The sequence below is a fragment of the Paracoccus sp. (in: a-proteobacteria) genome (assembly GCF_030536915.1).
Lineage (GTDB): Bacteria > Pseudomonadota > Alphaproteobacteria > Rhodobacterales > Rhodobacteraceae > Paracoccus.
Map to the genome: position 1 here is coordinate 1 of NZ_JAUNPC010000024.1, position 12,657 is coordinate 12,657.

General features: G+C 68.3%; 13 protein-coding genes, 1 tRNA gene and 2 pseudogenes. 5 read left to right on the forward strand and 11 right to left on the reverse strand.

Going from position 1 to position 12,657, the window contains the following annotated elements:
- Window positions 1–106 precede the first annotated feature (106 nt).
- Window positions 107–1,261: pseudogene (locus Q4F04_RS06230) on the forward strand (DDE-type integrase/transposase/recombinase); the annotation flags it as partial.
- An 82-nt stretch (window positions 1,262–1,343) separates the two neighbouring features.
- Here the strand turns inward: Q4F04_RS06230 and Q4F04_RS06235 are convergent.
- The 5 genes and pseudogenes from Q4F04_RS06235 to pdxH all read right to left on the reverse strand — a co-directional run.
- Window positions 1,344–1,662 (reverse strand): annotated as a pseudogene (locus Q4F04_RS06235) (transposase); the annotation flags it as partial.
- A gap of 317 nt (window positions 1,663–1,979) precedes the next feature.
- Window positions 1,980–2,056: transfer RNA gene (locus tag Q4F04_RS06240), tRNA-Pro, on the reverse strand.
- Window positions 2,057–2,104: 48 nt separating this feature from the next.
- Entirely contained in the window at window positions 2,105–2,605 is a 501-nt protein-coding gene (locus tag Q4F04_RS06245; RefSeq protein ID WP_303368974.1) for a DUF192 domain-containing protein, read from the reverse strand.
- Window positions 2,602–3,240: a cold-shock protein gene (locus Q4F04_RS06250; RefSeq protein WP_368660703.1), complete on the reverse strand. Its 639-nt coding sequence runs from the start codon at window positions 3,238–3,240 to the stop codon at window positions 2,602–2,604. The genes Q4F04_RS06245 and Q4F04_RS06250 overlap by 4 nt, the downstream gene beginning before the upstream one ends.
- A 183-nt stretch (window positions 3,241–3,423) precedes the next feature.
- Window positions 3,424–4,032 carry a pyridoxamine 5'-phosphate oxidase gene (gene pdxH / locus Q4F04_RS06255; RefSeq protein ID WP_303368975.1) on the reverse strand — a complete coding sequence of 203 codons (609 nt, stop codon included), beginning with the start codon at window positions 4,030–4,032 and terminating at the stop codon, window positions 3,424–3,426.
- A 62-nt stretch (window positions 4,033–4,094) separates the two neighbouring features.
- On the opposite strand from pdxH, the gene fabI reads away from it, so the two are divergent.
- From fabI to gpt, 3 genes are read left to right on the forward strand one after another with little or no spacing between them, the layout of a single operon-like run.
- Window positions 4,095–4,937: an enoyl-ACP reductase FabI gene (gene fabI, locus Q4F04_RS06260; protein WP_303368976.1), complete on the forward strand. Its 843-nt coding sequence runs from the start codon at window positions 4,095–4,097 to the stop codon at window positions 4,935–4,937.
- A 10-nt stretch (window positions 4,938–4,947) separates the two neighbouring features.
- Window positions 4,948–5,559: a LysE family translocator gene (locus Q4F04_RS06265; protein ID WP_303368977.1), complete on the forward strand. Its 612-nt coding sequence runs from the start codon at window positions 4,948–4,950 to the stop codon at window positions 5,557–5,559.
- Between the two features lie 14 nt (window positions 5,560–5,573).
- Window positions 5,574–6,098 carry a xanthine phosphoribosyltransferase gene (gene gpt / locus Q4F04_RS06270; protein WP_303368978.1) on the forward strand — a complete coding sequence of 175 codons (525 nt, stop codon included), beginning with the start codon at window positions 5,574–5,576 and terminating at the stop codon, window positions 6,096–6,098.
- Between the two features lie 34 nt (window positions 6,099–6,132).
- On the opposite strand, the gene Q4F04_RS06275 is transcribed toward gpt, so the two are convergent.
- Both Q4F04_RS06275 and Q4F04_RS06280 read right to left on the reverse strand, forming a co-directional pair.
- Window positions 6,133–6,303 (reverse strand): hypothetical protein, encoded by a 171-nt coding sequence (locus tag Q4F04_RS06275; protein ID WP_303368979.1) that lies wholly within the window; start codon window positions 6,301–6,303, stop codon window positions 6,133–6,135.
- 15 nt (window positions 6,304–6,318) lie between these two features.
- On the reverse strand, window positions 6,319–6,510 hold the full coding sequence (locus Q4F04_RS06280) for a hypothetical protein (protein WP_303368980.1): 192 nt from the start codon (window positions 6,508–6,510) through the stop codon (window positions 6,319–6,321).
- 111 nt (window positions 6,511–6,621) lie between these two features.
- On the opposite strand from Q4F04_RS06280, the gene Q4F04_RS06285 reads away from it, so the two are divergent.
- Window positions 6,622–6,798, forward strand: a complete 177-nt coding sequence (locus Q4F04_RS06285; protein ID WP_303368981.1) for a hypothetical protein — start codon at window positions 6,622–6,624, stop codon at window positions 6,796–6,798.
- A 153-nt stretch (window positions 6,799–6,951) separates the two neighbouring features.
- On the opposite strand, the gene trpE is transcribed toward Q4F04_RS06285, so the two are convergent.
- From trpE to Q4F04_RS06305, 4 genes are all read right to left on the reverse strand, one after another.
- A complete protein-coding gene (gene trpE, locus Q4F04_RS06290) occupies window positions 6,952–8,454 on the reverse strand; it encodes an anthranilate synthase component I (RefSeq protein WP_303368982.1) in 1,503 nt (500 codons plus the stop codon).
- Window positions 8,454–10,352: a peptidylprolyl isomerase gene (locus Q4F04_RS06295; protein ID WP_303368983.1), complete on the reverse strand. Its 1,899-nt coding sequence runs from the start codon at window positions 10,350–10,352 to the stop codon at window positions 8,454–8,456. The genes trpE and Q4F04_RS06295 overlap by 1 nt, the downstream gene beginning before the upstream one ends.
- Before the next feature lie 85 nt (window positions 10,353–10,437).
- A complete protein-coding gene (locus tag Q4F04_RS06300; RefSeq protein ID WP_303369007.1) occupies window positions 10,438–11,616 on the reverse strand; it encodes an aminotransferase in 1,179 nt (392 codons plus the stop codon).
- Entirely contained in the window at window positions 11,613–12,623 is a 1,011-nt protein-coding gene (locus Q4F04_RS06305) for a hypothetical protein (protein ID WP_303369010.1), read from the reverse strand. The genes Q4F04_RS06300 and Q4F04_RS06305 overlap by 4 nt, the downstream gene beginning before the upstream one ends.
- Window positions 12,624–12,657 lie beyond the last annotated feature (34 nt).

Consider the following 12,657-nt stretch of genomic DNA (forward strand, 5'->3'; position numbering starts at 1 on the left):
GCGTTGAGTGGATCGTCCGCGCGACCTCGGCATGATGCCGAGGAGCGAGGAGAGACCATGAGCGGACGACCGCACCAGGCGCCACAGCCCGGCTTTCAAGGCGGAGGTGGCGCTTGCCGCCGTCAAGGGCGGGAGGACGCTGGTCGAACTGGCCGAGCAGTTCGACGTGCCTCCGGACCGGATCACGCAATGGCGGACGCAGCTCCTGGAAGGCGCCTCCGGCGTTTTCGGCGCCGTCGCCCCCGCCGGGGCGGCTCCGGTGGTGGATGTGAAGAGCTTGCATGCGAAGATCGGCGAGCTGACGTCCGAGAACGGTTTTTGTCCGGCGCGCTCGGGCCGAGGCAGGTCTGCTGCCGGGCGCAGGACGATGATCGACCGCGGCCATGGGCTGAGCGTCGGTCGCCGGGCGAAGGCGCTCGGGATCGGTCGGGGCGGCGTCCGTTGCTTGCCGCGCCCGGTCCGGGAGGCCGATCCCGCGCTGATGCGCCGGATCGACGCGTTGCACCTGGAGCATCCGTTCGCGGGCAGCCGGATGCCGAGGGGCCTGTGGCAGGCTGAAGGATGCCGGGCAGGTCGTCCTCGCGTCGCGACGCTGATGAAGAAGATGGCGGTCGCGGCGCCCTTCCGCCGTCCGAACACGTCGAAACCGGCGCGGGGCCACAAGGTCCGTCCCTACCCGGCTCGCGAAATCCGGCGGGGGTCCGGCCCAACCAGGTCCGGGCGATGGACATCACCTGCGTCCCGATGGCCCACGGCGTCGTCTGCCCCGCCGCCGTCATCGACCGGTTCAGCCGCAAGGTCCCGGCCTGGCGGCTCTCGATCACGCTGCCGGCGGACTGTCTCGCATCGAGGCGCCGGAAGAGGCGCCCGCCCGCCACGGACGGCCCGGGATCCTCAACAGCGACCATGGCTCGCGGTTCACCGGCGTCGAGTTCGTCAAGGTGCCGAAGAATGCCGAACTCGCCATCGGCATGGACGGCAGGGGGGCGGCGCATGCGCCGACGGCGCGGCAACATCTTTGTCGAGCGGCTCTGGCGGACGGTGATGAAACACGAGGAGGCGTATCTGCGCGCCTACGCCAGCGTCTCCGAGGCCCGGGTCCCGATCGGCCGCCATCCAAGGCTTCCACAACGGCAAAAGGCCGCATTCCAACCGTCAGGGAAACGATCCCCCGGATCGTTTCCTGATCCTCCTCATGCCTGGCGGGCAGACACCCGATCGGGCCTGTCTCAGCCAGCCGACGCCAATCCCGGCGGCGGCGCAACCAAGGCGGAGATCCACTTGGTACGAGACCCGACGTTGTTCAGATGAAGCGAACCACCTCTGTCCTTCCACGTGGCCCGAACTTCATCGACGAGCTGGCGCCGCCGTGCAGGCCTCAGAGCTTTTTTGCGAGCATGTCCTGAAGCATGGCCTTGTCCAGGTTCAGATCGGCCACGAGCTTCTTCAACTTCGTATTTTCCTCCTCGAGCTGGCGCAGCCGCTGCATCTCGGAGGGCATCAGCCCGGCATACCTCTTCCGCCAGGCGTGAGACGGATCGCCTCGCTGATCCCCGTCCGCGCAGTGGGCGAACTGCGGCACACCTCGCCAACCGTCGCGCCATCCTCCGCCTGCCGCAGCACGAAGGCAATCTGGGCCTCACTGAACTTCGATCTTTTCATGGGTCCTCTCCGTGTCCTCGGCCCAAAACTAGACTGGAAAATCCCAACGCGGCGCGGTCCAGAAAACGGGCAGCAGGTCAAGATGAAGGATCCCTGCGGCAGGTTGATGAATTGGCGGTGGTGTTGCTGCCTGCCGCCATGGTACCATCATAAGCTGAGAAGCAAGCATGGCGCTTTCCTGGTGGCCACATTCTCGAAGCTGCAGTCGGGCATTCAGCACATGTCTGCCGAATCGCCGGCAAGGACGCCAAGACCCGCCGGAAAGGCCCTTGGGGAACGAAACTGCAAACCGGGCCACTTCGGAACAAGCCAAGTGCTGGTCGGGGCGAGAGGATTCGAACCTCCGGCCTACGGTACCCAAAACCGTCGCGCTACCAGGCTGCGCCACGCCCCGGACCATGGGTCTTCTAGACCGGACACGCGGGGGGCGAAAGCGGAAAGCTCAGTCGCAGGGGATTGCAGCGCCGGATTGGGGCACCGCAGGGTGGCTCAGCACCGTGCCGGGAACCAGCCCCCGGCGCTCGGCTTCGGCCCCGCCGATCTCCAGCACCAGCAGCCGGTGCGGGTCGGGATCGCCCGGCGCGGCGCCGGGGATCGAGCTGAGATCAAGGGGACGCGCCTGAGGATGCACATGCCGCAGCACGCCGCGGGCATCGAAGAACAGGATGTCCAAGGGAATCAGCGTGTTCTTCATCCAGAAGCTGACCGGCTGCGGGGTTTCATAGACGAAAAGCATCCCCTGTCCGGCGGGCAGTTCCTTGCGCCACATCAGACCTTGCGCCCGCTCGGCCGGATCGTCGGCGATCTCGACCGCAACGCGGATCTCGGTCCCTTGCGGCGTCGTCAGGACTGCGGTTCCGGGGGAACAGTCGGCAGCCTGCGCGGCACCGAGGCCCGCGGCGGCCGCCATGACCGCAAGCGCCCCGGCCCGCGTCAAGTTCATGGCAGGACCTTCCTGGGCTGACCCGGCGGCTCGGCGGAGGGTGCCGAAAGCTTCCGCATCTTTTCCAGCATCTCGGCATCCGCCTGAAACTCGGCAAGGGGCTGGCCCTCGGTCACCGCCTTTTCCCAAGCCGCGACCTCGGCCGCGACCATGCCCCGCCCGGCGGCGAAGACCCGCAGGCAGACCGCCTCGCCACCGACGAGATCGGCGAAGCCGAAGCGGCGCAGCACCTCGATATGCAGGAAGACGTCGCCCTTGCGGCCGAAGACATTGGCGAAGCCGAAGCCCTTGTTGCGGTCGAACCACTTGACCCGCGCCGGCAGCAGCGGCAGCGCCCTGACTTCGGCCTCATCCATGTCCGCAAGTTCTGCAATTGGCGGCGGCGCGTCCGACGGCGGCGGCGACACGGCCCGCACCTCGGTCGCCTGCCGCCCGCGTGCGGTCTGGACGGCAAGAACCTCAACTTCCGAGCCCTCGATGATCGAGCTTTGCCCGAAGCTGCGAAGCACATTGCCATGCAGAAGGATGTCGGCACCCCCCTCGGCATCGGCGATGAAGCCGAATCCCTTGGCCGGGTCGAACCACTTCACGCGGCCCCTGACCGGATGGGCAGGCAGTGTCTTGTCATCGCGCATCAGGAATCTCGTTAAATCAACGCTATAATAATGGAATCATCAAGTCTGGATCACGGAGGACCCGTCAGCAAACGCCGAGAGGATTAACACAGGATCACTGCAAGGAAAACCATTCTCACATTTGCAGGATCAAAGACTTCAGGAGCATCCGCAAGCTTCAATCGCCCCAAGGTTGCAAATTCTTCAGGGTTGCAGGCGCATCACGTCCCAGCCCTCCTGCCCGCGCGTCCAACGGAAACGGTCGTGCAAGCGGAAGGCGCCATCGGCCCAGAATTCGATCTGGACAGGGGCAATGCGAAAGCCGCCCCAGAACGGGGGGCGCTGGGGATTGAGCCCTTGGCGCAGGCTCTGACGGGCGACTTCGGCCATCAGGGCGCTGCGGCTTTCCAGTGGCTGGCTCTGGCGGCTGGACCACGCGCCGATGCGGGATTCGAGCGCCCGGCTGGCGTAATAGGCGTCGGCCTGCGGCCCTTCCTCGCGTGTGACGGCGCCGCGCACGCGGACTTGGCGGCGCAGGGATTTCCAGTGCATCACAAAGGCCGCCTTGCCGGTTTCCCCGATCTGGCGGCCCTTGGCGCTGTCGTAGTTGGTGTAGAAGACAAAGGCGCCGTTCGGTCCTATCTCGATTTCCTTCAGCAGCACCATGCGGGCGTCGGGCAGGCCCTCGGCATCCACGGTGGCCAAGGCGATGGCATTGGGGTCGTTCGGCTCGGTCCGCGCGGCCTCGTCCAGCCAGCGCCGGGCGATTTCAAAGGGATCGTCGCCCGCGAAAATGCCGGTGCGGTCGCTCATCTTGATGCCCCTCTGGCTTTGCCCTAATCCTCACCGAAGGTTGAAATCGTGAGGGACGGCCCATGTCAAGCGAGCGCCCGGTTGCAGGTCTGATGGCGGGAAAGCGGGGCCTTGTGATGGGCCTTGCGAATGACAAGTCGATCGCGTGGGGCATTGCCCGCGCGCTGGCGGACCAAGGGGCGGAATTGGCCTTTTCCTATCAGGGCGAGGCGCTGAAGAAGCGGGTCGAGCCGCTGGCCGCGCAGCTTGGATCGGACATCGTTCTGCCCTGCGACGTGGCGGACATGGATTCGGTCGATGCGCTGTTTGCGTCGCTGAAGGAGCGTTGGGGGCAGATGGATTTCCTCGTCCATGCCATCGGTTTTTCCGACAAGGAGGAGTTGCGGGGCCGCTATGTCGACACGACGCGCGACAACTTCCTGATGACGATGGATATTTCGGTCTATTCCTTCACCGCCGTGACGCAGCGCGCAACGGCGATGATGCCGGCGGGCGGGTCGGTCCTGACCATGACCTATTACGGAGCCGAGCGGGTGATGCCGCATTACAACGTCATGGGTGTGGCGAAGGCGGCGCTCGAGGCCTCGGTCCGCTACCTGGCCGAGGATCTGGGCAAGGACGGCATCCGCGTGAACGCGATCTCGGCCGGGCCGATCAAGACGCTGGCCGCATCGGGGATCGGGGACTTCCGATACATCCTCAAGTGGAACGAACTGAACTCGCCGCTACGACGCAACGTCACGACCGAGGACGTGGGCAAGTCGGCGCTGTACCTGCTGTCGGACCTCGGGTCCGGCGTCACCGGAGAGACTCACCACGTCGATGCGGGCTATCATGTCGTCGGCATGAAGGCCGTGGACGCGCCCGACATCGACGCGGTGACGGGGCGCAAGGCCGCCGAATGACCCGCCGCTGATGGGCGCGATCACCCTGCCCGCGCTGAGCCTGTTCGTCGCGACTCTGGCGCTGGCGATCCTGTCGCCCGGCCCCGCCATCATCGCGGCCAGCCGGTCCGCCGCCGCGCGGGGGCGGCAGGCGTCGATGCCCTATGCGATGGGGCTGGCGATGGGCGCTTCCTTCTGGTGCCTGTTTGCACTGTTCGGCCTGACGGTGCTGTTCCGGGTGCTGCCGCAGTCCTACACAGTGCTGCGGTTCTTGGGCGGCGCTTATCTGATCTGGATCGCCATCCAGATGTGGCGCCACGCTACCGATCCTCTGGCGATGGAGGGCGAATCCGTCATCGGCCCCGGCTTTCTGCAGGGGCTTGCGCTGAACCTGTCGAACCCCAAGCCCGCGCTGTTCTATGCGGGCGTCATCATGACGATCTTCCCGGTCCTTTCGACGGCGGGGGCGGCGGTCATCTATCTGGTGGCGCTGTCGGTCGAGGTCTGCTTTTACGCCGCCGTGACGGTTCTGATGGCGACAGGCCCGATGCGGCGCGGCTATCGTGCCGCCAAGACGGCGATCGACCGCGTCGCCGGCACGCTGATCGGGGCGCTCGGCCTGACGCTGATGCTCCGCAACTGAAAAGGAGTTCACCGATGTCCCGCCCCGAAGGACGCCCCGACCGCCTGCCGCATGAACGCGGCTTCCATGTCAGCTGGGACCAGATGCACCGCGACGCCCGTGCGCTGGCCTGGCGGCTGCAGGACAAGACCCCGCAAGAGGGTGGCGAGTGGCGCGCCGTGGTGGCGATCACGCGCGGCGGCATGGTCCCGGCGATGATCGTCGCGCGGGAGTTGGACATCCGCACCATCGACACGATCAGCGTCAAGTCCTATCGCAAGGGCGAACAGGGCGAGTTGCAGGTGCTGAAGGCCCCCGACGCCGCGATGATGGGCGAGGGCGAGGGCGTGCTGGTCGTCGATGATCTTGTGGACAGCGGCCGCACGCTGGAACTGGTGCGGAAGATGTATCCCAAGGCGCATTTCGCAACCGTCTATGCCAAGCCCAAGGGCAAGCCGATGGTCCAGACCTATATCACCGAGGTCAGCCAGGACACCTGGATCTTCTTCCCCTGGGACCTGGCCCTGCAATATGTCGAGCCTTATCGGGGCAGCGACTGAAACGACAGGCCGGGGTTTTCCCCGGCCTTTCGCATTATCCCGTGGCCTTGCCGGGATTGGGTGCGGGCACGTCCCCTTCCTTGGTCTGGGGGTCGCGGATCGCGGCCTCCTGCTCGGACTGCTGGCGCTTCATACGCTCGGCATTGTCCGGCCGGACCTCCTCGGTGCGCTGGTAGCGGACGGTTTCAGAAGTCAGGTTACCCATGCTGTTCTCCTTTTGTCAGGCGCCGACATCGTCGGGGCCGCGGGCCTCGGTCGGTTCGGTGCCATTGGCGGGGATGCCGTCGCGCGCCGCCTCGCCGGTGTATTCGTTCTGCAGGGTCGAACCGCCTGCATCCTTGTCCGTCTCGCCTCGCTTGAGGTCGCTGACGGCGTGGCGCGGCTCGGCAGGATCTTCTGGATCGGGCATCATCGTCGTCTCCGTTGTCATGGGGGAAGAACCGGCAGCAGCAGATGCCGGTTCCCAAGGAACCCCCAAGGGCGCCATGACGTTTGCATGAGATGCCTTGCCGGGGAGGATTGCATGGCCAAGGAAATCCGCCGCTATGAACTGGCGCTTGATACCGATGAGGACGAAGCCGGTCTGATGAAGGCGCGGATGCGGGTCGAGGAGGCCCAGCGCATCCGCCGCAGCCTGAAAGAGATCATGTCGAATCCGCCGGCCGACGCGCGGTCCACGCGGCTGTCCGAGGCAAGATGAATCCTGCAGCGTGGATGGCCCCCAAGCGCCATCCACCTGTGACGCGCACCCGGGGCGTGCAGGCACGCGACCGGGCCATCGCCGTTCGCCTTCTTCGGCCGAACATTTAGGGGTCAGGAGCGCCTCCCCTCTCCTGCCCCCGGCTGCGCGCCGTCAGCCGTTCCCGCTCAGAAAGCGCGCAGCCCCTTCCGCAGCCCGGATCATGGCGCGGGACTTGTGCAGACATTCCATGAACTCGGCCTCGGGGTCGCTGTCATAGACGACGCCGCCGCCGGATTGGACGTAAAGCTTGCCGTCCTTGACCACGCCGGTCCGCAGGGCGATGCACATGTCCATCTCGCCATTCGCCGCGAAATAGCCGATGGCGCCGCCGTAGATGCCGCGCTTTTCGGGTTCCAGTTCGTCGATGATCTGCATCGCGCGGACCTTGGGGGCGCCGCTGACGGTGCCCGCCGGCAGGCCCGCCAGCAGGGCCGACAGCGCGTCCTCGCCCTCGCGCAACTCGCCCACGACGTTCGAGACGATATGCATGACGTGGGAATAGCGCTCGATGATGAATTCCTCGGTCGGGCGCACGGTGCCGACCCTGGCCACGCGGCCCACGTCGTTTCGCCCCAAGTCCAGCAGCATCAGATGCTCGGCCAGTTCCTTTTCATCGGCCAGCAGGCTCGCCTCGTTGGCGCGGTCCTCGTCGGGCGTCGCGCCGCGCGGGCGGGTGCCGGCGATGGGACGGATCGTCACCTCGTTATCCCGCAGGCGCACGAGGATCTCGGGGGATGCGCCGACGATCTGGAAGCCGCCCATGTTCAGGAAGAACATGAAGGGCGACGGGTTCGTCCGCCGCAGGCTGCGGTAAAGCGCAAAGGGGGGCAGCGGGAAGTCGATCGCCCAGCGCTGCGACGGCACGCATTGGAAGATGTCGCCCGCGCGAATGTAGTCCTTGGCCTTTTCCACCGCCGCAACATAGCCCTTGCGGGTGAAGTTCGATCGCGCCTCGCCGATGGCGGCGGTCTCGCCCAGCGCCCGAGGCTCGGGCACGGCGCGGTCCAGCGAACGCAGCGCCTCCATCACCCGCTCGGCGGCCTGCGCATAGGCCGCGCGGGCCGGAACGGCCGGATCGGCCCAGGCGGGGGCGCAAAGCAGCACCTCGCCCTTCACCCCGTCCAGAACCGCCACGACCGAAGGGCGCAGCAGCATGGCGTCGGGCACGCCGATGGGATCGGGATTGATGTCCGGCAGATGCTCGACCAGCCGGATCATGTCGTAGCCCAGATAGCCGAACAGGCCCGCGCCGCTGGCCGGGACGCCCTCGGGCATCTCGATCCGGCTTTCCGCGATCAGGGCACGCAGGCTCTCCAGCGGCGGGCGGGGGTCATCCTCGAAGGCGTCGGAATAGCGGGCCTGCCGGTTGATGCGGGCCTGTGTGCCGCGGCATTCCCAGATCAGGTCGGGCTTCATCCCGACGATGGAATAGCGGCCCCGCACCTCGCCCCCGGTCACGCTTTCCAGCATGAAGGACAGCGGCGCGGCCTCGGCCAGCTTCAGCATCAGGCTGACGGGCGTGTCCAGATCGGCAGCCAGCCGGATCGTGACCAACTGGTTGCGCCCCTCGGCCCAGGCCCGCTCGAAGGTGGCGAAGTCAGGCGTCAGTTCCATCACTGCAGCCGCGCATCGGCCGCGGCAAGCGCGCCGTCGTTGATCGTGATCCCGTGCTTGGCCTGCAGCGCGCGGGCATAGGCGTTGAACAGGTCCGCCTGCAGCGAGTTCGTCAGCCGGTTTTCGACGCCTGCAATGATCGGCTCGGCCTCTTCGGCTGCCAGATCGGCGGGCTTGATCGCGTCGAGGCGGATGATGAACACCCGGCCCTCAGCCTCGACGGCGGCGACCTCGCCCGGCTCGGTCAGGCGGAAGCCGTCGGCGACGACGGATTGCGGCACGCCCTCGATGCCGGTGTCGCGCTCGACATCCGTCGCGACCTGAAAGCCCTGCGCGGGCGCAAGCGCGGCCGGTCCCACGGTCTCGTCGGTGCTGGCCGGCGCGTTCGCCTCGGCCTCGGATTCGACGACCAGCTCGCGTTCCTCGGCGCGGGCCTTCAGCTCGCGCCGGGTCTCGGCGGCGGTCCAGTCGGCCAGCACCTCGTCACGCACCTCCTCGAAGGGGATCAGCGCAGGGGCGACAAGCTCGTCCAGCCGCATGGCGAAGATGCCGCCTTCGTCGAACTGGTGAAGCTGGGGGAAATCGGATTCGGACAGGACGCGGGCGCGCTCGCGGAAGCCGGGATAGGCCGCGATCCCTTCCGAGGGCGTTTCGGCCGAGAACTCGATGGTCCCAAGCTCCATGTCGGTGGCCTCGGCCAGTTCCTCCAGCGTGGCGCCGCCGGCGATCCGGTCCTCCAGGTCATGCGCCTGCTCCTCGATCACCCGGCGGGCACGGTCGGCGGCGGCCTCGGCGCGCAGGTCCACCACCGCCTGCTCGAAGGGGATGTCCACCGGGTCGAGGATCGCGTTCATCGAGATCAGCGCCGGGCCGAGGGGGGTCTGGACCGGCCCCACGACGCCCGGCTGATCAAGCGCGAAGACGGCGGGTCCCGCCACGCCAAGCTCGGCTTCGGAAAGTTCGCCAAGGTCGATGTCGGTCAGGGTCAGTCCGCGTTCGACCGCAAGCTGCTCGAAAGTGGCTTCCCCGGCGTCCAGCCGTGCCCTGGCGGTGGCGGCATCGGCGTCCGAGGGATAGACCAGCCGCTCGACCATGCGGCGCTCGGGCTGGCGGAACTCGTCGATGCGGCTTTCATACAGGTCGCGCAGGGCGGTCTCGTCCAGTTCCACGCTGTCCACCAGCATCTCGGGGGTCAGCCAGGCATAGGTGATCCGCCGCACCTCGGGCGCGGTGAAGCGGGCGGCGTTGGCCTGATGCCAGGCCACCAGCGTCTCGTCGTCCGGGGGGGTGATGGGGGCGGCCAGATCCTCGGTGGTCAGTTCGTCCCAGGAAAAGTCGCGGCGTTCCAGAATCCAGGCGGCGGTGGTGTCGCGCAGGGTCTGGGGCGCGGTGACGCCGCCCACGACCGCGTCCTGCAGGATCAGGCGGGCGGCGTCCATGCGGACATCCTCTTCGAACTCGGCGGGGCGCAGGCCCTCCTGCCGCAGAACCTCCTGATAGCGGGCGGGGTCGAACTGGCCGCCGGTGGTCTGGAAGCCGGGGGCCGAGGTCAGGTCACGCAGCACCGTCTCGTCGCCCACGGACAGGCCGATGCGCCGGGCCTCTTCCTCAAGCGCGGCGGCTGTGAACAGGCGGGCCTGCACGTTCTGGGTGATGCCGATGGCGCGGGCCTGCTCGGGCGTCAGGGTCTGGCCGGTCTGGGCCGCCAGCGCCCGCAGTTCCGAGGACACCGCGCGCAGGTAGTCGTCGCTGTCGATCTCGGTATCCCCCACCGCGCCGATCGCGGCCGAGCCGATGCCCGAGAAGTTGGTGATCCCGAAGCCGCCGAGGCCCAACAGCAGCATCCCCATCAGCAGCCAGACCACCGTCGATTTCCCCTTGGTCCGCAGGCTGCTCATCGGCTGGTTTCCTCGTCTGGTGCAATTCGCCCGCGTTCTTAGGGCGCGGGGGTGTTGCGGGCAAGCCGCCGCTTGGGGCGCAGGCTCAGGCGCGGATGGCGGAGAGCCGTTCCGCCAGCGTGGCAATGCCAGCCTCGTCCACATTGGCGAAGGCGATGCGGACATGGCGGGCACCCTCGGGGTCATTCTCGGGCATGAACATGGTGCCTGGCAGCAGCAGCACGCCCGCCTCTTGCAACAGCCGGGGCGCGAGCGTGGCCGAGCTTTCCGCGAAGGGGTGTTCCGCCCAGGCGAAATAGGCGCCGCAGCCCTTGAGCCGCCAGCCGTCAAGCCCCGCCATCGCCCGGGTCATGGCGGCGCGGCGGCGCAGGATTTCCTGCCGCTCTCCGGCCAGCCAGCCGCGCAGGTTCCGCATTCCCCACAAGGCCCCGATCTGGCCAAGCTGCGAGGCGCAGATGGCCAGCGTGTCCAGCACCTTTTCGGCCTGGACCTGCCGCTCGGGGCTGGCGACCAGCGCGCCGACCCGGTGCCCGGTCAGGCGATAGGCCTTGGAGAAGGAATAAAGCTGGATCAGCGTGTCGCCCCAGTCGGGATCGGTGAACAGATCGTGCGGGGCGCCGTCGCGCGAGTCGAAGTCGCGATAGGTTTCATCCAGGATCAGCGCGAGGCCGCGGCTGCGGGCAAGGTCGTAGAAGCCGCGCAGCACCTCGGCCGGGTATTCCGCACCCGACGGGTTGTTGGGGCTGACCAGCACCAGCGCCCGCGTGCGCGGCGTCACCAGCGCGGCGGCGGCTTCCGGGTCGGGCACCATCCCCTGCCCGCAGGACAGGGGCACCGCCGTGATGCCCTGCATGTCCATCCACATCTTGTGGTTGAAATACCACGGCACGACGATGATGACCTCGTCCCCCGCCCCCGCGACGGTGGCCATGGCAGCGCAGAAGGCCTGGTTGCAGCCTTGGGTGATGGCCACCTGATCGGCGGTCAGGCGGGCGGAATAGGCGCGGCTCCATTCGGCGGCGACAGCTTCGCGCAGTTCGGGCCTGCCCAGGACGTCGCCGTAAAGATGCGCCCCGGCCTGGGTCAGCGCGGCCTCGGCGATGGCCTGCCGCAGCCCCTCGGGCGGCGGACCGACGGGGGCGGCCTGACTGACATTGATCAGCGGACGCCCCGGGTCCGGGGCCAGCCCGTCCAGCCAACGCCGCGCCTCCATGATCGGAGGGCGGAAGGTGGCGGCAAGACGAGGGTTCAGGGGCAGCATCAGCGCGAGGCTCCGGGGTTGATGTCGGACAGGTCGGGGCCGGGCGGGGTCGCCGCCGCGGGCTGGGGCAATGCGGGGGCGCTGCGGGCACCGGCGGCGGGCGCGAACAGGGCCTGCGGGATCGAGAGGTCGGGCGCGGGACGCGGGGCGCGGGCGGGGCTGTCCTCTGCCGCGGGCTGGTCCGGTTCCGCTGCGGCTGGCCGGCGATCGGCGGCAGGCTCCGGCGCAGGCGGATCGCCCGGCGTTGCGGAAGCGGTGGGGTCCGGCGCGACAGCCGCAAGCGCCTCGTTCACAGGTCCGCGCGGCTCGGGCACGCTGTCCAGTTGAGGGGCGGCAACCCGCCCGGGCGCAACCACGATTGCAGGGGCTTCCTCGGCCGGGGCGATGAGCGGTTCCGGCACGAAGGCCTCGGGGGCCGGCAGGTCGGACAAGGCGGGCGCCGCCGGAACGGGCGGCGCCTCGACCGAGGCCGGCGCGGGTGGCGGCGCCCCCTCCCCGCTGGCCGCAACGCTGCGGGGAACATGGCGTTCGATGGGCGCGGGGGACGCCTGGGGCACCCGCGGCGGATCGTCCGACCCGCGCCGGAAGTCCGAGCCGATGGGATCGGGAAGCCGCTCTGCCGGGCTTGCGGGCTCGCGCGGGGCAGCAACCGTATTCCCGAGGGGGCTTTCCTGCGCCCCGGCTGCATCCGGCGCAGCCGTGACGGGCACTTCCCCAGAAGACGCGGCAGGCGCGGCGGGCAGGCCCCCTACCGTGCGGTCCGCCTCTTGCGGCGGCACGGGAACAGAGGTCGGCGCAGCCGCCGCAGCCTCGGCCTGCACCGGCGCGGAAGGCGGGTTGGCGCTTGCCGGTGGCTCGGCACGCAGTGGCTGCGCTTCGGGCCGGGCTGTCGAAGCCGCCTCGGGCTTCTGTTCGACATCGACACTCCGCGGAAAGGCCAGCGACAGCGCGGCCAGCGTCGCGCCGCAGATCAGCGTGCCGTGAACCAGCCCGGTCCAGAAACCCGCCATGCCATCGCCCCTTGCCTGTCCGTTGCCCGTCTTT